Raw genomic sequence first — 24666 nt, 5'->3', positions numbered from 1 at the left:
TACCCTCTCCCTGCCATATTTAAACCGAGGAGGGCCCCATGGGCGATGAAAGTTTTAGTTTTACGCTAATACTATTGGGCGTCTTTCAGTAATGCCATCCGCGTTGCATTCTGAAAGACACAGAATGCGGCTACCGCTCCCCTTCTGACGGCCTTTCCCGCTCTGCCGGCCCACCCATCGCCCCGCTGCGAAAACAACGTCTGTCTCAACCGCTACGGCGGTATTTATCTGATGTCGCCGGGCATATTCCCCGAGCGTCGACGGATTTCTTATGGGAAAAATAAGGTATTGCGTTATGCAAAATAACCGGGGTACATCTGTTTTCAGAAAGTCTTATTTAAATGACTTTATCGTTATCGCCATCGGTGTTTTTTTCATTGCCTTTTTTATTCGTGCCTGGGGTGACATGCACGGTGACTTCAATGAACAAAACGTCTCTGCCATTAATCTCGACGCCTGGAACCTGCTTTATTATTCGCTCAGAACCAGCATGCGCTTTCTCCTCGGCATGGCCTGGTCACTGCTGTTTTCTGTGGTATTCGCCGTGCTGGCCGCGCGCTATGCACCGCTGCGCCGGGTGATCCTGCCCTTCGTCAACTTTATGGAGTCGGTGCCGCTGGTAGGGTTCCTGACCTTCACAACCGTGTATTTTCTCAACCTCTACCCGCACAGCGTGATGGGGCTGGAGTGCACCGCCATCTTCGCGGTGTTTACCGGCCAGGCCTGGAACATGATGCTGACGCTGTATCAGACGCTGCGCATCGTGCCCAAGGAGCTGGACGAAGCCGCGCGCAGCTTCAATTACAACCCGTGGCAACGCTTCTGGCGGCTGGAGTTCATCTATTCAGTGCCGGGCCTGCTGTGGAACGCCATGGTGTCGCAATCCGCCGCCTGGTTCGCCCTAGTGGCCTCCGAGGCCATTCCGGTCGGCGATCGCTCGGTCGAACTGCCCGGCGTCGGCTCCTATATCGCCGAAGCGCTGGCGCAGCAGAACGTGCCGGCGATCCTGTATGCGATCGTCGCGCTGGCTGCCAACATCGTGCTGCTCGATCAGCTGGTGTTCCGCCCGCTGGTGCGCTACACCGCGCGCTTCAAATACGAAGACGTTACCACCAACCGGCCGCTCGGCAATCCGTGGTTTTATAACAGCCTGGCCTTCTCGCACGTTGGCGCGGCGCTCGGCCGCACGCTGCGCACGCTGGCTGACCTGTGGCTGTTCAAGCTGCCGCGGCTGTGGTACGCCCTCGGCCTGCACCGCCTGTTCAGGATCGCCGCCAAAGGCAACTGGCTGTGGCGCAGCCTGTGGTATCTCGGCGTGGTGCTGGCCTGCGTGTGGTTCGGGTATCAGTTGTGGGAATATTTCCCCAAACAGTACTTCGCCATGCTGCCGGAGTGGATGTTGCTCACCACCGCGCGGGTGGCTGCGGCCATGCTGCTCAGCGTGGCGATCTTCACGCCACTGGGGGTGTGGATCGGCATGAACCCGCGGCTGGTGAAGATCTTCCAGCCGATCATCCAGATCCTGGCGGCTATTCCGCCCAACATTTTCTACCCGCTGATCGCCGCCTTCATCGCCATTTATCACCAGGATCTCGGCTGGTGGGCCATTCCGATGATCATGCTGGGCACCCAGTGGTACGTGTTGTTTAACGTGATCGCCGGCGTTTCCGCCATTCCGACGCAGATCACCGAAGTCAGCGAAACCTTCGGGCTGCGCCGCCTCCGCTGGTGGCGCTACTACATGCTGCCGGCGATCTTCCCCTACATCGTGACGGGCATCATCTCCGCCGCCGGCGGCGCCTGGAACAGCGCCATCGCCGCCGAGGTGATCCAGTGGGGCAGCACCACCCTCAGCGCCACCGGGCTGGGCGCGTTCATTTCCGTCGTCACCGACGCCGGCAAGAACCCGGAGTCCGCGCTGGGCTGCGCCGCGATGTGCGCGCTGGTGGCGCTGTGCATCATCTTCATCTGGCAACCGCTGTATCGCATCGCGGAAACCAAATTCAAATATGACTGATCAAGGGGGAACCACATGGTGACTCAAGAGGTAATTATCAGCGCCCGCCGGCTGAACAAGACGTTTATCGGCGAAAACAAACGCCCCAAACCCGTACTGCGCGACGTATCGCTGACCGTGCACGCCGGCGAGTTCGTCACCATTCTGGGGCAATCCGGCTCGGGCAAGTCCACGTTGCTGCGCATGCTGGCCGGGCTGATCCCACCGGACAGCGGCACGCTCACCCTGGCGGGCAAACCGGTCGACGGCCCGAGCACCAACGCCGGCATGGTGTTTCAGTCCTACGCGCTCTATCCCTGGCTGGCGGTGTACGACAACATCGCCTTCGGGCTGCTGGCGCAAAAACTGCCGCCGCAGACGATCGCCGAACGACTGGAGGCGCTGCTGCGCCTGGTGGGCCTGAGTGGCTATGAGCACGCCTGGCCACGCGAGCTTTCGGGCGGCATGCGCCAACGTGTGGGCTTCGCCCGGGCGTTGGCGGTAGAGCCCGACGTCTTGCTGCTGGACGAGCCCTTCTCCGCTCTCGATATCTTTACCGCGCAAAAACTGCGGGGCGACCTGCTGGCGTTGTGGGGGGAAAACCGGCTGCGCACGCGCGCCATGGTGATGGTGACGCACGACGTCGAAGAGGCGGTGCTGATGTCCGATCGGGTGCTGATCCTGGACGCGACCAGCAAACGGATCGACGACGAATTCAGCGTCAACCTCCCGCGCGCGGCGCGCAACCGGGAAAGCCTGCGGCACCTCACCGCTCGGATCCGCAGCTGCCTGTACAAAAAAATCGCGCAAGCGCAATCGGCCGGTTAATGGCCCTGTTTTCATCCACTTGGGGAATTGAAATGAACCATAAAAGCTTGCTGATGATGCTGGTCATCCTGCTGCCGGCCGCCGCCACCGGCGCGGAAATCGTCAATAAAGACGGCAATAAGCTGGATCTGTACGGCCAGCTGAACGGCGTACATTACTTCAGCAGTGACGCTGACAATAACGGCGACCGCTCCTATACCCGCTTCGGTTTCAAAGGCGAGACACAGATCGGCGACGGGCTGACGGGGTATGGCCAATGGGAATATCAGGCCGGGCTCAATCAGCCGGAAAGCGCCGGGCCGGGCGACAGCTATACCCGCCTCGGCTTCGCCGGATTGACGTTCGGCCGCTGGGGCAGCCTGGATTACGGCCGCAACTACGGCCTGCTGTATGACGTGGCCGGCTGGACCGACGTGCTGCCTGAATTCGGCAACGGCAGCTACGAAGCGGCCGACAACTTTATGACCGGCCGCGCCAACGGCCTGCTGACCTACCACAACCGCAGCCTGGGCGGTCTGGTCGACGGCCTGGATCTCGGCCTGCAATATCAGGGGAAGAATCGGGGGGACGACGCTCACCGGGCGAAGGATATCCAAACGCAAAACGGCGATGGTTACGCCTTTTCCGCCACTTACGACACCGGCGCGGGGCTAAACTTTGGCGCCGCCTACGCCAACTCTGCGCGCACCCTGGCGCAGCAACGCTTCGGCCTGGCTGACGGCGATCGCGCCCGGGCCTGGACACTGGGGCTGAAATACGACCAGGACAACCTCTACCTGGCGGCAAGCTACGCACGCACCGAGAACATGACCTACGTCGACGGCGATCGCTACGCCGGCTTCGCCCCGCGCGCAGACGCCGTCGAGGCGGTCGCGCAGTATCACTTCGATTCCGGCGTCACGCCCTCGGTAGCCTACCTGCAAACGCGCGGCCGCAACCTGCCCGGCATTGGCGACGCCGATCTGGTCAAATACCTGGATCTGGCGCTGAACTACAGCTTCAACGCCAACATGTCGACCTACGTGGAGTACAAACTCAACCTGCTGCAGCGGCAGAACGCCGCTGGCGCCAGCGCCGACGACATCGTCGAAACCGGCATCATGTATCAGTTCTGACCCCCATCCCGGCCAGAGGGCACCCTCCGGCCGGTTCATTATTCGACTTTCCGCCCGCCGCTTATTCTCTCGTTTAATTCAGGTTTATATTTCCACAAAATGACGCCTATATTCATTCTCGCGCTTTCTGTTGACACCCCGTTTAATGAATAAAGAAAATCTTTCCCGCATTCATATTAAATTACATTTTGCCGCCATAATTCGGTGCATCCACATTGAACAATAGGCAATAGCACGCGTATTATGGCCACACGAAAAATAACGGGAGAATGATATGGACGGCGACAGTTGGTTGTTTATTTTATTGTTGGAGCCGCTGAGGTCACAGGAGCAATAGTCATCCCATTGCATCCTGAAAGTGTCAGGATATGAGTCAGTTACAGCATCCCTTCGCTTTACCCTTCAGCCTCTGGCCTCCGCGCACGCCGCACCGGCGCGCCCGACGGGCTACCCCCTCCAGCATAGCGTATTAACAGCCCGATAACGGCCAGGCTTATTTGCACTCGCATTTATTTTACGCCTGCCCGGCGATAAATATCGGCCCTTTTTCCATGCTCATATTTTAATTGGGTGGAGACAGATCATGATGGTAAAAAAAACTACGCTGCTGACGGTCAATAACGTTAGCAAAAGCGTTCAGCCTACCGGTAAAGAAAAACGTCTGGTGCTGGATGAAATCAATTTGCGCCTCTATGACAACGAAGTCGTCAGCATTTTGGGGCAGTCCGGCTCGGGTAAATCCACCCTGCTGCGCATGCTTTCCGGCCTGATCGCGCCGGATCTGGGCAGCGTGATGCTGGGGGATAAAAAAGTCTCGGGGCCGAATCCGCAGATCAACATGGTGTTCCAGACCTTCGCCATTTTCCCGTGGCTGAACGTCTACCAAAATATCGCCTTCGGGCTGCAGGCGCAGGATCTGCCGCCGCAGGTGGTCGAAGCCCAAACGCTGAAAATGCTCGATTTGGTCGGGCTCGCGCCCTACCGCGACGCCTACCCGCGCGAGCTTTCCGGTGGCATGCGCCAGCGGGTCGGCTTCGCGCGTGCGCTGGCGGTTGAACCGATGCTGCTGTTGCTGGACGAGCCGTTTTCCGCGCTGGACGTCTATACCGGTGAGCACCTGCGCAGCGATCTGCTGCGGATCTGGAGCACGCGCCAGATCAAAACCCGCTCCATCGTGCTGGTCACCCACAGCGTAGAGGAGGCGGTGATGATGTCTGACCGCATCCTCCTGCTGGGCGCCGGCACCCTCGACGGCTGCTATCACATCACGCAGCGCCGCGAGGCGCGCACCCGCGAGGGGATGCAGCCGCTGACGGACAAAATCAGCGAGGCGCTCAGCCGGCAGATCGCCGCCGCGCACTGAGCGCCGCCCTGGACTGGCGGGACGGAATCCCGCCAACTTAACTACCTGTTTATCAAGAGTTACCCCACCACGGGTGGCTCATGATAAGCGGATAATACATCGAGTTATTATCATGCATTTCATTCATACGCTGCTGACGCTGCTGACCGCGTCCGTCCTGGGCGCCGCCATCGGCTACGAAAGACAGTTCCGCCAGCGCACCGCCGGGCTGCGCACCAACACGCTGGTGGCCACCAGCGCGGCGATCTTCGTCCATCTGGCCATGACCATCGACGGCAGCGGCGGCGCGGTGCGCGTCATCTCCTACGTGGTCTCCGGCGTCGGCTTTCTCGGTGCCGGGGCCATCATGAAGGAAGGGATGAACATCCGCGGCCTGAACACCGCCGCCACGCTCTGGGGCTCCGCAGCGGTCGGCGCCTGCGCCGGCTGCGGCCTGTACGGCGACGCGCTGGCCGCCACGCTGTTCGTGCTCGCCGCCAACACCCTGTTGCGCCCGCTGGTCAATATGGTCAACAAACAGCCCTTCAATGACGTTAACGGCGAATCCACCTACCAGATTTGCGTCATTGCCTTCGAGCATGAACAGCGTGAAGCGCTGGCCAAATTCAAACAGGTGCTGCAAGGGGAAAACTGCTTTATCTCGCATCTGGATATCGAACCCTTCGGCGACGACGACGTGGAGATCACCGCCACCTTGATGCCGGCTTCCGTCACCACACCGGTGCTCGACCAGACCATCAATAAATTGCTGAACGACAGCATGATGAAACAGGCCTATTACAGCCGCATCGCCGGCTCCGGCTGATGCCTTTCACTTCCAGGGAGATCAACCATGAAAACCATGCCAAAGCTGGCGCATCTGACGATGTTCAAAGACATTGTCCACTGTGGAAGCTTGCACGAGGCCGCGAAAAAGCTGGCCATCTCGCAACCGACGCTCAGCCGGGTGCTGAAAGAGCTGGAAATGACCGTCGGCGCGCGGCTGCTGGAGCGCAGCAACCGCGGCGTGCGCCTGACGGCGGTCGGCGAACTGTTTTACCGGCGGATAGACGCCGCCACCAACCAGTTGCTCAACGCGTTTGACGAGCTGCGCGGCCTGAGCGCTGACGGCGAGAAGCGCCTGCGGGTGGGGATGAGCGTCGATCCGCTGCTGTGCTATCTGCCTCAGGTGCTCGAAGGCTTCAACCGCCGCTACCCGCATACCCGGGTGACGGTGGTGGAAGACGGCCCGGAAGGCCTGCTGGCCCGGCTGCGAAACTGCGAGCTGGATTTGGCGGTCAGCAGCCTGAACGGCGCGGCGGGCGGCGCCGATCTGGCGATGCAGGCGCTGAAGAGCGAGCGCTTCTCGCTCTATCAGGGAGGCGACCTTAGCGCGGCCGGGCAGCCGCCGGCCGAGGCCAAATGGGTGGTGCCGCGCTCCTGCTCGGTGGGGCATGCCGCCATCCGCGAGATCGCCGAACGCTACACGCCGCACGGCCAGATCGTCGAGACCGACTCCTTTCTGGCAACCTGGTGCCTGGTCAGGCAGCAGGGCTATATCGCGCTGCTGAGCGATCGGGTGGTCGCGCACTACGCCCCGCAGCTGCACCTGCAGAAAATCCCGACGCAAGAGATCGACATCAGCGCGCGCTTTTACGTCTTTACCCGCCATGAACCGGCCACGCCGCCGCTCAGCGTCGCGTTTATCCACCTGCTGCAGGCCATGCAGACGGCCTGAGGAGACAGGCCGCCGCCCGCCGGCGGCCGACTCTCTGATTCAGGCCGCCAACCGCTCACCCCGCCAATCCAACCGTTCACCCGGCGAATCTGACCGCTGAGCGAAATACGCCTGTCTTCCCCCCTTACCCCCAGCGATGATGAGCTGTTCCTAAACCCGCCTTACCTCGGGAAAGACGCTACGGCTCACCGCGCCACTCTGACATCTCTTACAAGCGGATGAGTTCATTCATATTTTGCAGACTGGAATTAAGGATACCTCATGAAACGAGAGGGGATTTTAAAGCACATTCCGTGGATGCTGCTGGGGATACTCGGCGCAGCCTGCCTCGGCGTGGTGGCGCTGCGCCGCGGCGAACACATCAGCGCGCTGTGGATCGTCGTCGCGTCGGTGGCGGTGTATCTGGTGGCCTACCGCTACTACAGCCTGTACATCGCCACCAAGGTGATGAAGCTGGACGCCGGCCGCGCCACCCCGGCGGTGGTCAACAACGACGGCCTGAACTACGTGCCGACCAACAAGAACGTGCTGTTCGGCCACCACTTCGCCGCCATCGCCGGCGCTGGGCCACTGGTGGGGCCGGTGCTGGCCGCGCAGGTCGGCTACCTGCCCGGCACGCTGTGGCTGCTGGGCGGCGTGGTGCTGGCGGGGGCAGTGCAGGACTTTATGGTGCTGTTCATCTCCTCACGCCGCAACGGCGCCTCGCTCGGTGAGATCATCAAAAAAGAGATGGGGCCGATACCGGGCACCATCGCGCTGTTCGGCTGCTTCCTGATCATGATCATCATCCTGGCGGTGCTGGCGCTGATCGTGGTGAAAGCGCTGGCGGAAAGCCCGTGGGGGGTGTTCACCGTCTGCTCCACCGTGCCGATCGCGCTGTTTATGGGCATCTACATGCGTTACCTGCGCCCCGGCCGCGTGGGTGAAGTGTCAATCATCGGCATCGTGCTGCTGGTGGCCGCCATCTGGTTCGGCGGCGTGGTGGCGCACGACCCGTACTGGGGCCCGGCGCTGACCTTTAAAGACACCACCATCACCTTCACGCTGATCGGCTACGCCTTTGTCTCCGCCCTGCTGCCGGTATGGCTGATCCTGGCGCCGCGCGACTACCTGGCCACCTTCCTGAAAATCGGCGTGATCGTCGGGCTGGCGATCGGCATCGTGATCCTCAACCCTGAGCTGAAAATGCCGGCGGTGACCCAGTTCGTCGACGGCACCGGCCCGGTATGGAAAGGCACCCTGTTCCCGTTCCTGTTCATCACCATCGCCTGCGGCGCGGTCTCCGGCTTCCATGCGCTGATCGCTTCCGGCACCACGCCGAAGCTGCTGGCCAATGAGACCGACGCGCGCTTTATCGGCTACGGCGCTATGCTGATGGAGTCCTTCGTCGCCATCATGGCGCTGGTGGCGGCTTCCATCATCGAGCCGGGCCTGTACTTCGCCATGAACACCCCGCCGGCGGCGCTGGGCATCACCATGCCGGATCTGCACCGCCTGGGTACCGAAGACGCGCCGATGATCATGGCTTCGCTGAAGGACGTGACCGTGCACGCGGCGGCGGCGGTCAGCTCCTGGGGCTTCGTCATCAGCCCGGAACAGATCCTGCAGACCGCCACCGACATCGGCGAACCTTCGGTGCTGAACCGCGCCGGCGGCGCGCCAACGCTGGCGGTGGGCATTGCCCACGTGTTCCACCAGATCATTCCGGGCGCCAATATGGGCTTCTGGTACCACTTCGGCATTCTGTTCGAGGCGCTGTTCATCCTGACCGCGCTGGACGCCGGCACCCGCTCCGGCCGCTTTATGCTGCAGGATCTGCTCGGCAACTTCGTGCCATTCCTGAAGAAAACCGACTCGCTGGTGGCCGGCATCATCGGCACCGCCGGCTGCGTCGGGCTGTGGGGTTATCTGCTGTATCAGGGCGTGGTGGATCCGCTCGGCGGCGTGAAGAGCCTGTGGCCGCTGTTCGGCATCTCCAACCAGATGCTGGCCGCCGTGGCGCTGGTGCTGGGCACCGTGGTGCTGATTAAGATGAAGCGCACCCAATATATCTGGGTGACCGTGCTGCCGGCGGTGTGGCTGCTGATCTGCACCACCTACGCGCTGGGCCTGAAGCTGTTCAGCGACAACCCGCAGCTGGAAGGCTTCTTCTTCCTGGCCGGCGAATACAAACGCAAAATCGCCGAAGGCGGCGCCGAGCTGAGCGCCCAGCAGATCGCCAACATGAACCACATCGTGGTGAACAACTACACCAACGCCGGGCTGAGCATTCTGTTCCTGCTGGTGGTGTACAGCATCATCTTCTACGGGGTGAAAACCGCGATGGCGGCGCACAAGAACCCGAAACGCACCGACCAGGAAACGCCTTACGTGCCGGTGCCGCAGGCCGCGCCCGCCGACGGCGTAACTGAGGGGGAGGTCAAAGTTTCGACCCAGCATTGATGTGATTTAACGGATACCCTGCATAATAAACGTTAAGTAGTACCCAAAGCCGCACGGCCTGTGCATCGCAAGATGCCAGGCGTGCGGCGCGATGCAATCGAGATACCCGGGGCGACCCGGAGGTGGGGCATCCCTGCGGGAACCCCATCCCCCGGCTTCCCCTAATATCAGGCTTAAGCAAGCGCTGTAGTGATGCAGGGTAAAGTTGGAGAAGGCTTATGTTCGGAAATCTCGGCCAGGCGGGGAAGTACCTCGGGCAGGCGGCGCGCATGTTGGTGGGCGTGCCTGACTACGATACCTACGTCCAGCACATGAAAGACAACCACCCGGACAAGCCGGTGATGACCTATAAAGAATTTTTCCGCGAGCGCCAGCAAGCGCGCTACGGCGGCGACGGCAAAGGCGGCATGCGCTGCTGTTAACCCGCAGTCACAAGGACCCGTATGAAACCCATTGCAGTCACCATCCTGACCGGCTTTTTGGGCGCCGGCAAAACCACCCTGCTGCGCCACATCCTGAACGCCGAACACGGCTATAAAATCGTGGTCATCGAGAACGAGTTCGGCGAAGTGCCGATCGACGACGCGCTGATCGGCGATCGCGCCAGTCGCATCACCACGTTGAGCAACGGCTGCATCTGCTGCAGCAAGTCCAACGAACTGGCAGACGCGCTGCTGGATCTGCTGGACGGCGTCGACAGCGGCCAGCTGGCGTTCGATCGGCTGATCATCGAATGCACCGGCATGGCCGATCCCGGCCCGATTACCCAGACCTTTTTCTCGCACGAGATCCTGTGCGAGCGCTTCCTGCTGGACGGCATCATCACCCTGGTGGACGCGGCACACGCCGAGCAGCAGCTGAGCCAGTTCAGCATCGCCCAGGCGCAGGTGGGCTACGCCGACCGCCTTCTGCTGACCAAAACCGATGTGGCGCCGGACTGCGAGGCGCTGATCCAGCGACTGCAGCGGATGAACGCCCGCGCGCCGGTCTACCAGGTGACGCACGGCGACATCGATCTGAGCGTGCTGTTCGACATCGAAGGCTTTACGCTGAACGACAAGCTCAACCTGACGCCGCCCGCCCCGCTGTTCCGCCGCATCCCACAGCCGCAGAGCGACATCCGCTCGATCGTAGTGACGCTGGAGCGCCCGCTGCCGCTGATGCAAATCTCCGAAGTAATGGAAGGCCTGCTGCTGGAATACGCCGATAACCTGCTGCGCTACAAAGGCATTCTGTCTATCGAAGACGAACCGCGCCGCCTGCTATTCCAGGGCGTGCAGCGGCTGTATAACGCCGACTGGGATCGGGAGTGGCTGCCTGAGGAAGAGCGCAAGAGCACCTTGGTATTTATTGGTGTGGATCTGCCGGAGGAGGAGATTCGGGAGCGGCTGCGTTGAGCAAGAGGAGACGTCAGCGAGATCGCGCTGTCATGATGAGAAAAAGAAATGGGGAAAACGGCGGCAACCCGCGACGGGTTGCCTGACCGAAAACGTTATCTTTTGGCGAACGATTTAAGGAACCGCAGGTTCCTCACCAGCACCACGGCCAGCAGGACGCCCCAATAGACAAACAGCTCGTATTTCATTTTTTCACCCGCCAGCGCGGAAACCGACGCCCCCGCCAGACACAGGAAAGTGAAGAAATACATTTCAAAACGCGGCATGGCCTTCCAGCTGATAATCGAGAACTCCGTTCTCAGGATCAGGAATGCCCAGAAGGCCAAACAGGTGCTGACCGCCGCGCCACCGGCGCCGAAACGAGGCACCAGCAATGCGTTGGCCGCCACGTTGATAATCAACGCGATCAAGGAAGCCAGCATGGTGTAACCGGTCTTTCTGCTCAGGCCGATGCCGACCGCCGTCGTTTCCGACAGCGTGAACAACAAAGGGAAGCCCAGGCTCGCAACCAGAATGTATTTCACATTCACGTAGTTAGCGGGCAAGACAAAGTCAACCAACCAGGAAAAGAGCCCGCCCAAGCTGAACAGGCAGACCACGGCGATCTGCATGCACTGCGTGACCTTGTTGATCATCTGCAGCTCGCCGCCCTCGTTGGACTCCGCCAGCTTGTACACCATCGGCGCCCAAACGGTGGAAAACACGCTTTGCAGGATACTCGCCACGCCGGCGAAGCTGACCGCCACCGAGAATATCGCCAGCTGTTCAAAGCCGGAATAGGCTCGCACGAACATCCGATCGATGGTGGTTAGCCCCCAAAACGCCAGCCCGCCCAAAATCAGCGGATAGCCGAACTTGAGCATCGCTTTCAGCTTGCCGGCGTCCAGCGAACTGCGCAGCGCGGCGAGCCAATCCGCCCGAGAAGACCACATCAGCATCAGCGACACCGCGATAAAACCGACGGCGTTCGCCACCACCAGCTGCATCAGCGTATGCTGGGTATACAGGACATAGCACAGGCCGATGACGATCAGCGTCATCAGCTTGGGCATCAGTTGGCTGAGTGAAAACGCCATCCCCTTCTCCTGCATCCTGAGAATCAGGGACAAGAAACGGTTGATGAACGAGGCCAGCAGAATCAGCATGACAAGCCAGCTTATCGCCGTGTCTTTCTGTTCGAACAGCAACGCGGACAAACTGCCGGGGAACAACAGGAACACCGCGCTGATGATGACGATCATCAGCAAGCCGGGGAAAGCGACGTTCTTCAACAACTGCCCGCGGTCGGATTCGCCGTGGTATTCCCGAACGTAAGCCTGATCGAGCCCCAAACTGAAAAACAGCACGCAAAACGACACGGCCACGTTCAGCATGCTGATTCGACCTACGTCGTCCGCCGAGAACAGCCAGGTAATCACCGGCAGGGTCAACAACCCCAGCGCGGCATTACCGATGGGCCCGATGGCGAACGCCAGGATCTTGCGGGCGTTCACTCAAAAAACCTCACTACGCTTTCAATGACTTTATTCAGATCGGCATCGCTCATGTTGTAGTACAGCGGCAAACGAACCAGTCTCTCGCTTTCGCGGGTGGTGTAGTTGTCTTCGCCGATGAAGGTGCCGAAGACCTTGCCCGCTGGCGCCGAGTGCAGCGGAATATAATGGAATACCGCCATCACGCCACAGGCTTTCAGGTGAGCGATGAACTGCGTTCTTTGCTCGATATCCTTCAGCTTCACATAGAACATATGCGCATTGTGTTCACAGTCCGCCGGGATGGTCGGCAACGTCAGCAGCCCTTTCTCCGCCAGCGGCGCGAAGCTCGCATAGTATTTGTGCCAGGTCGCCAGGCGGTTATCGTTGATCTCATCGGCCAGCTCCAACTGCCCCCACAGGCAAGCCGACTGCAGTTCACCCGGCAGGAAGCTGCTGCCGAAATCGACCCAGGTATATTTGTCCACCTGACCGCGCAGGAACTGACTGCGATCGGTGCCCTTCTCACGCAGAATTTCGGCGCGTTTGATAAAGCGTTCGTCATTGATCACCAATGCGCCGCCTTCACCGCCGCTGGTGTAGTTTTTGGTTTCATGGAAGCTGAAAGCCGCCAGATGGCCTTTAACGCCGACGAAGTCGCCTTTGTATTTGCTCATGACGCCCTGCGCGGCGTCTTCGACCACCAGCAGGTTATGTTGGTCGGCCAGGCGCATGATCGCATCCATATCGCAGGAGACGCCGGCGTAATGCACGGGCACGATGGCTTTGGTCTTATCGGTAATCGCCGCCGTCACCAGCGCTGCATCCATATTCATGGTTTCAGGATGGATATCGACGAATTTGATTTTTGCGCCGCGCAGCACGAAGGCGTTGGCGGTGCTGACGAAGGTATAGCTTGGCATGATAACTTCGTCGCCCGGCTGGATATCGACCAGCAGCGCGGCGATCTCCAGCGCGGCGGTGCAAGACGGAGTCAACAGCGCGTGTTTGCACCCCAGCTTGTTTTCAAACCATTGCTGGCACTGTTTGCCGAACGGGCCGTCGCCCGACAGTTTCCCATTCTCCAACGCCGCATTGATATATTGAATTTCGTTGCCGGTTACCGGTGGTTTGTTGAACGGTATCATGTTATCCCTTGTTGTCGATTCTGAATGCATGCCGAGGCGGTGAGCCGTGCGGCATCAGGAAGTAAAGACGGCCTTTAACTGCGCGGTCAGGTTCTCAGCGGAGAAATAGGCTTCGATTTTTTGCTCGTTGTCATGCTTTTCCGCCGCGCTCAAGCTGCGTAGCGAAAACGTTTGAAGATCCAATACCTGGATACCCTTTTCCTGAAAGAAATCCCACTGCGTGGTGCCCGGATTCAAGAACACCGTTTTTTTCAACCCCAGCAGGGAAATGGTGTTGCCCATCGCCTGCTGGCGATGGTGATTGAACACCGCGATATCCACTTTCCCCAGCAGCGCCAGGTAGTGCTGGAAAGGCATAAAGTCGGTCAAGGGGACAAACTTCTCGCCAAAGCGCCGCGTGCCTTCGGCCACCACTTCTGCCGCATAGCGTTTATTGCCGTAGGAGAGCGGCACGACCAGTTCGATATTCTCGTTTTTGTAGGTTTCCAAAACGTCGAACGCGGCAAAATGATTATTGGTCGGATCGGCGGAATTACCCAGCAAAATGGTGGTTTTATCGTCCGCGTCCGCCGCACGTTCGCCGATGACGTTTTTCTTGTATACGTTACTGGTATACAGCAGGCACTCATGCCACCGGCCGGCGCAGCCGTACCACTTTTTAGCCAGCTCGTAATCGCCCTTGATGTAAGTGACAAAGTTGCCCATACGCTTGATGGCCGGGCGGCGGAGCAGCTCCGTCAGGCGCCATTTGAAGTTGCGCTTGCCGATTTGGTATTGGTAGAGATCGCCGCCCCACATGAACCAATAGCATTTCTTTAATACCCAGGGGGTCAACAGCAGCAGCAGCGCCATCTTGATGCCGTGGAAGCTGTGCAGAATCACCCGGTCGTGGCGTTGAATGGCCTTCATCAACTTCAGGGTCGGCTTGACGTTGCCGAACAGATCCGCCCCGAGATAATGAACGTTATCCGCCTGCGGCAAAGCGAAACGCGCCTTATCGCCGTAAACCCAAAAGGTGTGCTCATCGGGATCGAATTTCTCATTCACAAATTCAATGAATGAAGGGATGAATTTATCCAGAGGACAAATATGTACAGTGCTCATATCCGCTCTATATGCAGGTTCGTCCAGCGCCTCGCCGCGCTCCGGATATTCGAAGCGCGGCAGGCCGCACCGAAGTTACTTTTCCGCGATCAGCTGCGACAGATACTGACCATACAGCGTTTTGCCAAGCAGCTTGGCTTCTGCGGCGAGCTGCTCGCGCGTCAACCAGCCTTTTCGGTAGGCGATCTCTTCCAGACAAGCGACCTTGAAACCCTGACGCTTCTCGATAGTGTGTATAAACTGTGAGGCTTCGATCAGACTGTCATGCGTGCCGGTATCCAGCCAGGCAAAACCGCGCCCCAGCAACTCGACGTTCAGCGTACCGCGCTCCAGATACATCTGGTTGAGAGTGGTGATTTCCAGCTCGCCGCGCGCCGACGGTTTCACCTGCTTGGCCATCTCGACCACGTGATGGTCATAGAAATAAAGCCCGGTGACCGCCCAGTTGGATTTCGGCACGGCCGGTTTTTCTTCCAGCGACAACGCGCGGAAGTTATCGTCGAACTCCACCACGCCGAAACGTTCAGGATCCATCACCTGATAGCCGAAGACGGTTGCCCCTTCGCTGCGCTTCACCACCGACTCCAGCTTGTTGCCGAAGCCCTGGCCGAAGTGAATGTTGTCGCCGAGCACCAGTGCGCAGCTGTCGCCGCCGATGAACGCTTCGCCAATGAGGAAGGCCTGCGCCAGGCCGTCCGGACTCGGCTGGATTTCATAACTCAGATTGATGCCGAAACGGCTGCCGTCGCCCAGCAAGCGCTTGAAGGAGGGCATATCTTCCGGGGTGGAGATGATCAGAATATCCCGGATCCCGGCCAGCATCAGCACGGAGATCGGATAATAAACCATCGGCTTATCGTAAATCGGCAACAGCTGCTTGGAAACGCCGCGCGTGATGGGGTAGAGACGCGTGCCGGAACCGCCCGCTAAAACAATGCCTTTCATGCTTCTTCCTTAAAAATCGATTAACGGGTCAAACCCAGACGTTCGCCGGCATAGGAACCGTCTTTCACCCGGCGCCACCAGGTCTCGTTCGCCAGATACCATTCCACGGTTTTGCGAATGCCGCTTTCAAAGGTCTCTTGCGGCTTCCACCCCAACTCCGCATCGATTTTGGCGGCGTCGATCGCATAGCGCATATCGTGCCCAGGGCGATCGGTGACAAAGGTGATGAGATCCGCATAATGCGCGATGTCGCCTGGTTTATTCGGCACCAACTCATCCAACAGCGCGCAAATGGTTTGCACCACTTCGATATTTTTGCGTTCGTTGTGGCCGCCGATGTTATAGGTTTCGCCCACCTCGCCTTCTGTGACCACCTTATACAGCGCTCGCGCGTGGTCCTCGACGTACAGCCAGTCGCGCACCTGGGCGCCGTTGCCGTATACCGGCAGCGGCTTGCCTTCCAACGCGTTCAGGATCGTCAACGGGATCAGCTTTTCCGGGAAATGGTAAGGGCCGTAGTTGTTCGAACAGTTGGTGACGACGGTCGGTAAACCATAGGTACGCAACCAGGCGCGCACCAGGTGATCGCTGGCGGCTTTGGAGGCGGAATACGGGCTGCTTGGCGCATACGGCGTGGTTTCGGTAAACAGATCGTCGGTGCCGTGCAGATCGCCATACACTTCGTCGGTGGAGATGTGATGGAAGCGGAAGGCCTGCTTGCGCTCGGCGTCCAGGGCGTGCCAATACTGGCGGGCTGCCTCCAGTAAGGTGTAAGTGCCGACGATGTTGGTTTCGATAAAGGCGGCCGGGCCGTCAATAGAACGATCGACGTGGCTTTCGGCGGCCAGGTGCATCACCGCATCAGGCTGGAAGGCGGCAAATACGCGATCCAACGCCTGACGGTCGCAGATATCGACCTGCTCGAAGGAGTAACGATCGCTATCGGCGATCGGCGCCAGGGATTCGAGGTTGCCGGCATAGGTCAGGCTATCCAGCACCAAAATGTGATCAGCGGTATCATTGATAATATGGCGGGCAACGGCCGAGCCAATAAACCCGGCGCCGCCGGTAACGATAATTTTCATAGAATCCTCTAAAATACGCCGTGGTCATTTCATCGCCACATTGTTTTACATGCGCATAAACGGCTAAAGGCCTGTTCCCTGGCAACACCCTGCCGGCAATCAATTAAAAACATCCCCAGACGCCGCCACCAGCAAGCCCCTAAAACCAACAGAGCTGCATCGCAGCTCTGTTGGTTTTAGGTCGGCACGCAACCGTCGTGTTCGGGTATCGCCGCCGGAAACGCCGGATGGCTACGCTACCGCCCTTGGCTCACAGACGCCAATCTCTGGTGGTCGCTCGGGTATTGCCGCCGGACGGCGACACGCTCAGGCCGTTCATCCGCAGGGCCGCAAGGTTTGCCACTGAAACCGTTCACCGACGCAACGCAGGAAGCCATGCCGTCGCAGAAGACAGCGTGATGCTTTCAATCGCTAAAAGTGGGTGGGAACGGCCAAACTTTCGGGGGATAACATAACGTATAGCGGCCCGAAAGAGCAGTCTTGGGGCGCTCTTTCAGATTATTACTCAGGGTGGTAAGGGGAGCGACTGACGCGCCGCCGCGAAAAGTCATAGCTATGGGGTGACGGCGCTGCGCCGGGTGATAACGGCTTGTACGGCCAACCTACGCCTTCACAAACCACATGGACGCATTGCCGAGTTCAACTTCGCTCGTACGGCCCCGCCGCCACCGACTCGCGCTCGATCAGGCTGGCCGGGAAGCTGGGGCGCTTGCTCAGCTCGCCGCCGTCCAGCATCGACAGCAGGCGGTTGATGGTCTCCTGGATCATCTCGGTGACCGGCATCTTCATGCTCGACAACGACGGCACGGTATAGGGCGCCAGCGGGATGTCGTCGAAGCCGATGACCGATACCGCCTCCGGCACCGCCACGCCGCGCTCCGCCAGCCGCTTCATCGCGCCGATGGCCATTTCGTCGTTGCCGGCGACGATGGCGCTGAACGGTTGCCCGCCGGCCAGCAGCGCATCGACCGCCGCCACGCCGCTTTGCGCGTGCCATTTCCCCTCGACGATCAACGCCTCATTAACCGCGATGCCCTGCTGCGCCAGCGCGGATTTATAGCCGGAAAGCCGCTCCAGCCCGGTGGGAGAATCGAGCGAGCCGGTGATAAAGGCGATATCGCGATGGCCGCGCGCGATCAGGTGCGCCACCGCCGCCGCGCCGGCGGCGTGCTGATCGCTGAAGATGCAGTAGCTGTCGTTCCGCCGCAGCCGCCGGTTGATCACCAGAATCGGCTGGCGGTGTTGGGAGACGATCTCGTCCATTTCCGCGATCGACAGAAAACGCGGATAGATGATCACCCCATCGCAGCGCAGATCCAGCAAAAACTGAATGGCGGCCCGCTCCTCTTCGGCAGTGTGCTTGCCGTCCGCCAGGATCAGTTGGCGGCCGTTCGCCTCCATGATGCGCGCCGACTGCGCCATCAGTTCGCTGAAATAGTTGCCGCTGTAGAGGGTGTTGGTGACCACCAGGCCGAGGGTTTGGGTGGTGTTGGTCGCCAGGCTACGCGCCAGCAGGTTGGGCCGATAGCCGGTTTCCGCGATGGCTTTATCCACCAATGCGCGTTTCTCCTCGCTGACATAGCCGCTGCCGGACAAAACGCGCGACACCGTCGCCTTTGAAACGCCGGCCTTTTTCGCCACCTCGAGTATCGTTGCCATCTGTGCGCCGCCAAAATCCATGGGTTCAGCGCAGTCTACCCAAGACGCCCGGCGTTTGGAACGTTTTCACGCCCCTGCACATCGGTGCGCACTTATCCCTGACGATCCAGATCACGAAAACGCAACGCCAAAAACCATAGTTCTTGCCAACCACAAAACACCAATACATGATTTTGTGAAACCGGTTTCTTATGGGCGTTTCATACGGATGGAACGACGGATCGCCCAGGCAGTAAATATTCGCCTTTAGGCTATCCGAATTGCTATCTGAGAGACGACACGCCATGCCGAAGAACTACGCAGAAATCTCGCACGCCATCGTGGCCGCCCTGGGCGGCGCGGGCAATATCGAGGCCGTGACCCACTGCATGACCCGCCTGAGATTCGTGGTGAAAGACAAAACGCGGATCGACACACCGGCGCTGAAGGCCATCGACGGCGTGCTGGGCGTGGTGCACAGCGGTGAACAGTGCCAGGTGATCATCGGCAACGAGGTGGCCAAGGCCTATCAGGCGGTGCTGGCGCTCGGCATGCCGGGCGCAGCATCCCCCGCCGCCCCGGTGAAACGCCAGCTTACCCTGAAGGGCATCGGCGCCGGCATTCTCGACGCGCTGGTGGGCACCATGTCGCCACTGATCCCCGCCATCATCGGCGGCTCGATGGTGAAGCTGCTGGCGATGATCCTGGATATGGCCGGGGTATTCGAGAAAGGCTCCTCGACCCTCGTCATCCTCAACGTGATCGGCGACGGCGCGTTCTTCTTCCTGCCGGTGATGGTCGCCGCCTCGGCGGCGCTGAAGTTCAAAACCAACATGTCATTGGCGATCGCTATCGCCGGGGTGCTGGTGCATCCCAACTTTATCGATCTGATGGCCAAGGCGGCGCAGGGCCAGGCGGTGGAATTCGCCTTCATCCCGGTGACGGCGGTGAAATACACCTACACGGTGATCCCGGCGCTGGTGATGACCTGGATCCTGTCGCACATCGAACGCGGAGTGGATCGCATCACCCCGGCGGTGACCAAGAACTTCCTCAAGCCGATGCTGATCGTGCTGATCGCCGCGCCGATCGCCATTCTGCTTATCGGGCCGCTCGGCATCTGGATCGGCAGCGGCATCTCTGCGCTGGTCTACACCGTGCACGGCTACCTGGGCTGGCTCTCCGTGGCCATTATGGGGGCGATTTGGCCGCTGCTGGTGATCACCGGCATGCACCGGGTATTCACCCCGACCATCATCCAGACCATCGCCGAGACCGGCAAAGAGGGCATGGTGATGCCTTCGGAGATCGGCGCCAACCTGTCGCTGGGCGGCGCTTCGCTGGCGGTGGCGCTGAAAACCAAGAACCGCGAACTGCGCCAGACCGCGCTGGCCGCCGCGGCCTCCGCCATCGTGGCGGGGATTTCCGAACCGGCGCTGTACGGCGTGGCGGTGCGCCTGAAGCGGCCACTGGTCGCCAGCCTGATCAGCGGCTTCGTCTGCGGCGCGGTCGCCGGCATCGGCGGGTTGGCCAGCCATTCGATGGCCTCGCCCGGGCTGTTCACCAGCGTGCAGTTCTTCGATCCGGCCAACCCGATGAGCATCGTGTGGGTGGTGGCGGTGATGGCGCTCTCGGTGGTGCTGTCGTTCGCGCTCACGCTGATGCTGGGCTTCGAGGATCTGCCGGAAAACGCCGCCGCGCCCGGCCAAACCGCACCGGCGGCGAACGCCGCCGGCGCAACGCATTGAGACACCAGAGGATTGCATGTCTGACTCAACATTCCCTAAAGGATTTTTATGGGGCGGCGCTTTAGCCGCCAACCAGGCGGAAGGCGGCTATCACGAGGGCGGCAAAGGGCTGACCACCGTCGATATGATCCCGCACGGCGCCAACCGCATGGCGGTCAAACTCGGGCTGGAGAAGCGCTTTAGCCTGCGCGACGACGAGTTCTATCCCAGCCACGACGCCATCGATTTCTACCACCGCTACCGCGACGACATCGCGCTGATGGCGGAGATGGGCTTTACCGTGTTCCGCACCTCCATCGCCTGGAGCCGCATCTACCCCAACGGCGACGAGCTGACGCCCAACCCCGAGGGCATTGCCTTCTACCGCAGCCTGTTCGAAGAGTGCCGCCAATACGGCATCGAGCCGCTGGTGACCCTGTGCCATTTCGACGTGCCGATGCACCTGGTGACCGAATACGGCTCCTGGCGCAGCCGCAGGATGGTGGAGTTCTTCACCCGCTACGCCCGCACCTGCTTCGAAGCCTTCGACGGGCTGGTGAAATACTGGCTCACCTTCAACGAGATCAACATCCTGCTGCACAGCCCGTTCTCCGGCGCGGGGCTGGTGTTTGAAGCGGACGAAAACCCCGAACAGGTGAAATACCAGGCCGCGCACCACGAACTGGTGGCCAGCGCGCTGGCGACGCGCATCGCCCACGAAGTGAACCCCGCCAACCAGGTGGGCTGCATGCTGGCCGGCGGCAACTTCTACCCGTGGTCCAGCAAGCCGGAAGACGTGTGGGCCGCGCTGGAGAAAGACCGCGAGAACCTGTTCTTTATCGACGTGCAGGCGCGCGGCGCTTACCCCTCCTACGCCGCCCGCGTATTCCGTGAGAAAGACGTCAGCATCGTCATGGAACCGGAAGACGCCGACATCCTGAAGCACACCGTCGACTTCGTCTCCTTCAGCTACTACGCCTCGCGCTGCGCCTCCGCCGACATGAACGACAACAACAGCAGCGCCGCCAACGTGGTGAAATCGCTGGCGAACCCGCACGTGCCGCGCAGCGACTGGGGCTGGGGCATCGATCCGCTGGGGCTGCGCATCACCATGAACATGATGTACGACCGCTACCAAAAGCCGCTTTTCCTGGTGGAAAACGGCCTGGGCGCGCACGACGAGTTCAATGCAGCAGGCGAGATAGAAGACGACTACCGCATCAGCTACCTGCGCGAACACATCCGCGCCATGGCCAACGCCATCGCCGACGGCGTGCCGGTGCTGGGTTACACCACCTGGGGCTGCATCGACCTGGTGGCCGCCTCGACCGGCGAAATGAGCAAGCGCTACGGCTTTGTCTACGTCGACCGCGACGACCAGGGCAACGGCACCCTCGCCCGCACCCGCAAGAAATCGTTCTGGTGGTATAAGAAAGTGATTGCCAGCAACGGGGGGGATTTGGGGTAGGTTTGGGGCGGTGGGGTTAGCGTGGGGTGCGGAGGGCTTCCAACCTAAGTTGATTGCCTTCCTGCTGCACAACGAATTCGGCGACGAATTCACGCGCAGAGGGAAACTCGCCCGCCTGCTGTTTCTTGATGGAGACCAACTTCGCGGAGAAATGGTATTGCTGCCCCGGCGTAAATACATAGCCCTCATCAGGAACGCACTGATTGGGGGCAATATCCCGCAGCGGCTCGAAGAATTTGAATGTGCGGCTCTGCGCCTCATCCAATCGGTAGATCGAGATGCCAGCGAGCTTTTCGTCCCCCTGTGGGTGAGCGGTGATGCATACTTTGCCCTCACGCAGGCCGGCGGTAGCGGGATAGTCTACGGGGATACGATCGCCTATCGACGGACAGCCGGCGAGCAGGAAGGGGAATGCGAGGGGGAAGATCCGTTTCATGATTACCTCTGACGTAAAAACTCGGCTAAAACCTGCTCGTACTGTAGACGAATTCTATTGTTTTGGGGACCCGTGTAATTCACAAAACGCCCAATACCATATGCCCAAGCATCATAGCCATATTGTATTAACAACCAATAATCGGCAACGATACAAGCTTGTTGTTCCAAAGAGTACTTTGTGAGCGTCTTATTAGCGTCCAACCTATAAGTGTAATTAGCTGCCCAACTAAAGGCACCTCTGAGGCGGACCCACTGCCCATGCTGATGCTGCCAAACATGGGCAAGCTCATGAATAAAGAAATGTTGTTTTGCGTAATTATTTACCTTAGAGAAATCAGCCAGGTATTCCTCCTCTCGGAAATATATCTCGCCGTTGGGCGACATACCAACATGCTTACCTTGTAAACCAAAGGGTAAGTAACTATCGCAATGAATCCATACACGGTTGTAGACGATCGACTTACCGAAAACACGTCGAGCCATGGCTATTTCACCCAACGTCATAAGCCGTAATGTTCCCTCTTTCACTTGTTGGCCTTTCTGTTCTTTCGTAAGCATGAGCCAAATTCCCTATGACCATTTTAAATCGAAATCTTAGCGACTACTTCTCAGCCAGTCTAGATTATATTTACTTATTTATAAAATAATGAAAAAACCTCATGACAAATTCACCTTGTGAATTTATTGATTAACCCCCTTGAAATAACAATTCAAATAAAGACATTCAGAATAAGAGAATATAAAGAAGATGAGCATTCATAGAATCAATAGTTAAATTGTACAACTCATTAACTGCGATACTCATTCCATATTAGACATGAAATAGCCTGTAATTCCATACAGGTTATTTGTTCCTTTTACTGATAACGCTATAGTTTTTCCGCTGCGGCAAGATCCGCAGCCGGAATTAGCGTTCCGAATCTGACATACTACCGCTGTATTATGTAATAATGCAGCAGCTTTAGTTCACTCCAAATAATGGTGGCTCAGGCGGGGGCTTCGCAAGAAGCGCCGGTTCGTATGTCCCGGTGACGCTAACCCCGTCTGGGCTACCACCCGAGTTTAGCGTCTCTGGTGATAGTCATTAACTAATGACATACGGAGATGCCCCCATGACAAAGGTTCCCACTACAGAATCCGTTGCAAACACTCTCACCCTCTATCGCCAACTGTTTAACCACCTCGATCTTAGCGCTTACAATCCCTCAGAACTCTTAGACCTGGCCGCCCTCTCCGCCGAACAGGCGGAAGGTCTTTGCCACGGTCTGATGCTGTTTGGCCATTTGCTGCAAAAGACCCCACAGCTGGATGCCGAAAGCTGGGAGCAAATGAATCACTACCTCAACGCTACAGCACATCTGGTTCCTGCGCTGTGTAACCTTTATGGGCGGGCGTTGCGGGAGATGGAAGCCTGCGGCTAACGTAAATGGCAATCAGGGCGATGCTCATCGCCCTTCCCACCCACAATTTCCAATAGATCTGGCTGACATATCACAACAAAAACATTCATCATGGGTGGGCATTTCCTCCCCTACCTGGCATAGTTAACGCATTCAGTAAATCGATGAGTTAACTGCTGGGTATTGATGCATGCTACTCTCGTCAGCAAGCACATTGCTCAGAGCCAACTCGGCAATGTGAGGGAGTGGTTTTGGCAACCGTAATAGAGGCGTTATCTGGAAAAGAATCTGTTCTAAAAGCCATCGAAGAATATAAAAAACTTGGCCGAGATGAATTCTTAAAACAACATAAAATAAAGCGATTTAAAAAATTCACCCTTCTTTATAATGGCGAGAAGTACGACATCCGCGGCATTGCCGCTAGAGCATACAGTGAGCAGCATGGCTACCCGTTAAAGGGAATCAACGCCGATAGCGGCACGGAAAAAGCCATCCAATTTCTCAAAGACCTCGGTTTTGAGATCGTCGAAACGCCACATCCTTTTGACTATTTAACCGAAGGCAAGCTGTACACACGCAAAGCACTTATCGAGCTCTACGGCGGGCAGCTGCAAGGCGGTATCTGGACCCCGCGGGAATTCCCAGTAATCTTTATCTTTACCGGAGAAAGCGGCGAAACCTACGGCTACAAAGATGGATGGACAGCCGAAGGCAGCTTCTCTTATACGGGAGAAGGCCAAAAAGGCCCTATGGAATTTATTCGGGGTAATAAATCCATCCGCGACCATAAAAAAGACGGCAAAGATATCTTCCTGTTCGAAGACAACAAAAATGAAAAAGGCGTTCGCTATCTTGGCATGTTCGAGTGCGATTCTTGGGATCACATTCAGTGCTTAGATTTCGAAAATAACATGCGCCAAGGCATTACCTTTAACCTGTTCAAAGTCTCGTCACTGCACGCTGTTGAAGAAGATGCAGACACCGATGAAACCGATACGCAGACAGAGACGCTCGAACAGTTACGCAAGAAGGCTCTGCAGTCCTCAAAGCAATCAGGCCAGCGCCAACAGAGCGACAGCAAAAAATCCTGGTTCAAACGCAGCGAAGACGTAAAAAAATACGTGCTGAAGCGCGCCAATGGCATCTGTGAAGCCTGCGATCAACCGGCACCGTTCATGAAAAGGAACGGCGAGCCCTACCTCGAACCCCACCACACCAAACGTTTAGCCGACGAAGGCCCTGATCACCCGCAGTGGGTGGGCGCCATCTGCCCGACTTGCCATCGACGGATTCATAGCGGGGTGGATGGGAAAGAGGTGAACAAGAAGCTGATGGTGAAGTTGGAGTTGAAAGAGGCTGGCGTTATATAGCTTTAATTTTTAT

At 58.6% G+C, this 24666-nt stretch carries 21 protein-coding genes; 13 read left to right on the top strand and 8 right to left on the bottom strand.

Going from position 1 to position 24666, the window contains the following annotated elements:
• Positions 1 to 406: 406 nt before the first annotated feature.
• From ATE40_RS23325 to yjiA, 9 genes are all read left to right on the top strand, one after another.
• On the top strand, positions 407 to 2017 hold the full coding sequence (locus ATE40_RS23325) for an ABC transporter permease (RefSeq protein ID WP_244889058.1): 1611 nt from the start codon (positions 407 to 409) through the stop codon (positions 2015 to 2017).
• Positions 2018 to 2032: 15 nt separating this feature from the next.
• The gene (locus tag ATE40_RS23320; RefSeq protein WP_063918076.1) at positions 2033 to 2824 is read left to right on the top strand and encodes an ABC transporter ATP-binding protein; all 792 of its coding nucleotides are present in this window, start codon (positions 2033 to 2035) and stop codon (positions 2822 to 2824) included.
• 32 nt (positions 2825 to 2856) lie between these two features.
• Positions 2857 to 3939: a porin gene (locus tag ATE40_RS23315; protein ID WP_063918075.1), complete on the top strand. Its 1083-nt coding sequence runs from the start codon at positions 2857 to 2859 to the stop codon at positions 3937 to 3939.
• 583 nt (positions 3940 to 4522) lie between these two features.
• Positions 4523 to 5302 (top strand): ABC transporter ATP-binding protein, encoded by a 780-nt coding sequence (locus ATE40_RS23310; protein ID WP_063918074.1) that lies wholly within the window; start codon positions 4523 to 4525, stop codon positions 5300 to 5302.
• A 112-nt stretch (positions 5303 to 5414) separates the two neighbouring features.
• Positions 5415 to 6107 (top strand): MgtC/SapB family protein, encoded by a 693-nt coding sequence (locus ATE40_RS23305; RefSeq protein ID WP_019453282.1) that lies wholly within the window; start codon positions 5415 to 5417, stop codon positions 6105 to 6107.
• Positions 6108 to 6134: 27 nt separating this feature from the next.
• Positions 6135 to 7019, top strand: a complete 885-nt coding sequence (locus ATE40_RS23300; RefSeq protein ID WP_063918073.1) for a LysR family transcriptional regulator — start codon at positions 6135 to 6137, stop codon at positions 7017 to 7019.
• A 261-nt stretch (positions 7020 to 7280) separates the two neighbouring features.
• Positions 7281 to 9461 (top strand): carbon starvation CstA family protein, encoded by a 2181-nt coding sequence (locus ATE40_RS23295; RefSeq protein WP_060448212.1) that lies wholly within the window; start codon positions 7281 to 7283, stop codon positions 9459 to 9461.
• A 218-nt stretch (positions 9462 to 9679) separates the two neighbouring features.
• The gene (locus ATE40_RS23290; protein WP_004953088.1) at positions 9680 to 9883 is read left to right on the top strand and encodes a YbdD/YjiX family protein; all 204 of its coding nucleotides are present in this window, start codon (positions 9680 to 9682) and stop codon (positions 9881 to 9883) included.
• Positions 9884 to 9904: 21 nt separating this feature from the next.
• On the top strand, positions 9905 to 10858 hold the full coding sequence (gene yjiA, locus ATE40_RS23285; RefSeq protein ID WP_063918072.1) for a GTPase: 954 nt from the start codon (positions 9905 to 9907) through the stop codon (positions 10856 to 10858).
• 95 nt (positions 10859 to 10953) lie between these two features.
• Here yjiA and ATE40_RS23280 read toward each other — a convergent pair whose 3' ends face one another.
• From ATE40_RS23280 to ATE40_RS23255, 6 genes are all read right to left on the bottom strand, one after another.
• Positions 10954 to 12351, bottom strand: coding sequence for a lipopolysaccharide biosynthesis protein (locus ATE40_RS23280; RefSeq protein ID WP_063918071.1), 1398 nt, complete (start codon positions 12349 to 12351; stop codon positions 10954 to 10956).
• Entirely contained in the window at positions 12348 to 13478 is a 1131-nt protein-coding gene (gene rffA / locus ATE40_RS23275; RefSeq protein ID WP_063918070.1) for a dTDP-4-amino-4,6-dideoxygalactose transaminase, read from the bottom strand. The genes ATE40_RS23280 and rffA overlap by 4 nt, the downstream gene beginning before the upstream one ends.
• 54 nt (positions 13479 to 13532) lie before the next feature.
• The gene (locus ATE40_RS23270; protein ID WP_063918069.1) at positions 13533 to 14582 is read right to left on the bottom strand and encodes a TDP-N-acetylfucosamine:lipid II N-acetylfucosaminyltransferase family protein; all 1050 of its coding nucleotides are present in this window, start codon (positions 14580 to 14582) and stop codon (positions 13533 to 13535) included.
• 75 nt (positions 14583 to 14657) lie between these two features.
• Positions 14658 to 15527 (bottom strand): glucose-1-phosphate thymidylyltransferase RfbA, encoded by an 870-nt coding sequence (gene rfbA / locus ATE40_RS23265; RefSeq protein WP_033651411.1) that lies wholly within the window; start codon positions 15525 to 15527, stop codon positions 14658 to 14660.
• A gap of 20 nt (positions 15528 to 15547) precedes the next feature.
• A complete protein-coding gene (rffG, locus tag ATE40_RS23260) occupies positions 15548 to 16612 on the bottom strand; it encodes a dTDP-glucose 4,6-dehydratase (protein WP_063918068.1) in 1065 nt (354 codons plus the stop codon).
• Positions 16613 to 17251: 639 nt separating this feature from the next.
• Positions 17252 to 18271 (bottom strand): LacI family DNA-binding transcriptional regulator, encoded by a 1020-nt coding sequence (locus tag ATE40_RS23255; RefSeq protein WP_156785447.1) that lies wholly within the window; start codon positions 18269 to 18271, stop codon positions 17252 to 17254.
• 284 nt (positions 18272 to 18555) lie between these two features.
• Here ATE40_RS23255 and ascF point away from each other — a divergent pair, with 284 nt between their 5' ends.
• Complete coding sequence (ascF, locus tag ATE40_RS23250) at positions 18556 to 19998, top strand: PTS cellobiose/arbutin/salicin transporter subunit IIBC (RefSeq protein WP_063918066.1); 1443 nt, start codon at positions 18556 to 18558, stop codon at positions 19996 to 19998.
• A 16-nt stretch (positions 19999 to 20014) separates the two neighbouring features.
• Positions 20015 to 21445: a 6-phospho-beta-glucosidase gene (locus ATE40_RS23245; protein ID WP_063918065.1), complete on the top strand. Its 1431-nt coding sequence runs from the start codon at positions 20015 to 20017 to the stop codon at positions 21443 to 21445.
• 16 nt (positions 21446 to 21461) lie between these two features.
• Here the strand turns inward: ATE40_RS23245 and ATE40_RS23240 are convergent, their stop codons facing one another.
• Both ATE40_RS23240 and ATE40_RS23235 read right to left on the bottom strand, forming a co-directional pair.
• Positions 21462 to 21881 (bottom strand): putative T6SS immunity periplasmic lipoprotein, encoded by a 420-nt coding sequence (locus tag ATE40_RS23240; protein ID WP_063918064.1) that lies wholly within the window; start codon positions 21879 to 21881, stop codon positions 21462 to 21464.
• Between the two features lie 2 nt (positions 21882 to 21883).
• Positions 21884 to 22441 carry a hypothetical protein gene (locus ATE40_RS23235; protein WP_004933327.1) on the bottom strand — a complete coding sequence of 186 codons (558 nt, stop codon included), beginning with the start codon at positions 22439 to 22441 and terminating at the stop codon, positions 21884 to 21886.
• 554 nt (positions 22442 to 22995) lie between these two features.
• Here ATE40_RS23235 and ATE40_RS23230 point away from each other — a divergent pair.
• Positions 22996 to 23304 carry a hypothetical protein gene (locus ATE40_RS23230; RefSeq protein WP_063918063.1) on the top strand — a complete coding sequence of 103 codons (309 nt, stop codon included), beginning with the start codon at positions 22996 to 22998 and terminating at the stop codon, positions 23302 to 23304.
• A gap of 230 nt (positions 23305 to 23534) precedes the next feature.
• Positions 23535 to 24653: an HNH endonuclease gene (locus tag ATE40_RS23225; RefSeq protein ID WP_063918062.1), complete on the top strand. Its 1119-nt coding sequence runs from the start codon at positions 23535 to 23537 to the stop codon at positions 24651 to 24653.
• Positions 24654 to 24666 lie beyond the last annotated feature (13 nt).

The organism is Serratia surfactantfaciens, assembly GCF_001642805.2.
GTDB lineage: Bacteria > Pseudomonadota > Gammaproteobacteria > Enterobacterales > Enterobacteriaceae > Serratia > Serratia surfactantfaciens.
This window is presented reverse-complemented; position numbering and strand designations above follow the sequence as displayed.

Coding starts and splice junctions, on each gene's coding strand:
- ATE40_RS23305 (WP_019453282.1), top strand. CDS start 5,415: ATGCATTTCATTCATACGCTGCTGACGCTGCTGACCGCGTCCGTCCTG.
- ATE40_RS23320 (WP_063918076.1), top strand. CDS start 2,033: ATGGTGACTCAAGAGGTAATTATCAGCGCCCGCCGGCTGAACAAGACG.
- ATE40_RS23300 (WP_063918073.1), top strand. CDS start 6,135: ATGAAAACCATGCCAAAGCTGGCGCATCTGACGATGTTCAAAGACATT.
- ATE40_RS23310 (WP_063918074.1), top strand. CDS start 4,523: ATGATGGTAAAAAAAACTACGCTGCTGACGGTCAATAACGTTAGCAAA.
- ATE40_RS23235 (WP_004933327.1), bottom strand. CDS start 22,441: ATGCTTACGAAAGAACAGAAAGGCCAACAAGTGAAAGAGGGAACATTA.
- rffG (WP_063918068.1), bottom strand. CDS start 16,612: ATGAAAATTATCGTTACCGGCGGCGCCGGGTTTATTGGCTCGGCCGTT.
- ATE40_RS23245 (WP_063918065.1), top strand. CDS start 20,015: ATGTCTGACTCAACATTCCCTAAAGGATTTTTATGGGGCGGCGCTTTA.
- ATE40_RS23315 (WP_063918075.1), top strand. CDS start 2,857: ATGAACCATAAAAGCTTGCTGATGATGCTGGTCATCCTGCTGCCGGCC.
- ATE40_RS23325 (WP_244889058.1), top strand. CDS start 407: ATGCACGGTGACTTCAATGAACAAAACGTCTCTGCCATTAATCTCGAC.
- rfbA (WP_033651411.1), bottom strand. CDS start 15,527: ATGAAAGGCATTGTTTTAGCGGGCGGTTCCGGCACGCGTCTCTACCCC.
- ATE40_RS23230 (WP_063918063.1), top strand. CDS start 22,996: ATGACAAAGGTTCCCACTACAGAATCCGTTGCAAACACTCTCACCCTC.
- ATE40_RS23255 (WP_156785447.1), bottom strand. CDS start 18,271: ATGGCAACGATACTCGAGGTGGCGAAAAAGGCCGGCGTTTCAAAGGCG.
- ascF (WP_063918066.1), top strand. CDS start 18,556: ATGCCGAAGAACTACGCAGAAATCTCGCACGCCATCGTGGCCGCCCTG.
- ATE40_RS23295 (WP_060448212.1), top strand. CDS start 7,281: ATGAAACGAGAGGGGATTTTAAAGCACATTCCGTGGATGCTGCTGGGG.
- yjiA (WP_063918072.1), top strand. CDS start 9,905: ATGAAACCCATTGCAGTCACCATCCTGACCGGCTTTTTGGGCGCCGGC.
- ATE40_RS23270 (WP_063918069.1), bottom strand. CDS start 14,582: ATGAGCACTGTACATATTTGTCCTCTGGATAAATTCATCCCTTCATTC.
- rffA (WP_063918070.1), bottom strand. CDS start 13,478: ATGATACCGTTCAACAAACCACCGGTAACCGGCAACGAAATTCAATAT.
- ATE40_RS23290 (WP_004953088.1), top strand. CDS start 9,680: ATGTTCGGAAATCTCGGCCAGGCGGGGAAGTACCTCGGGCAGGCGGCG.
- ATE40_RS23240 (WP_063918064.1), bottom strand. CDS start 21,881: ATGAAACGGATCTTCCCCCTCGCATTCCCCTTCCTGCTCGCCGGCTGT.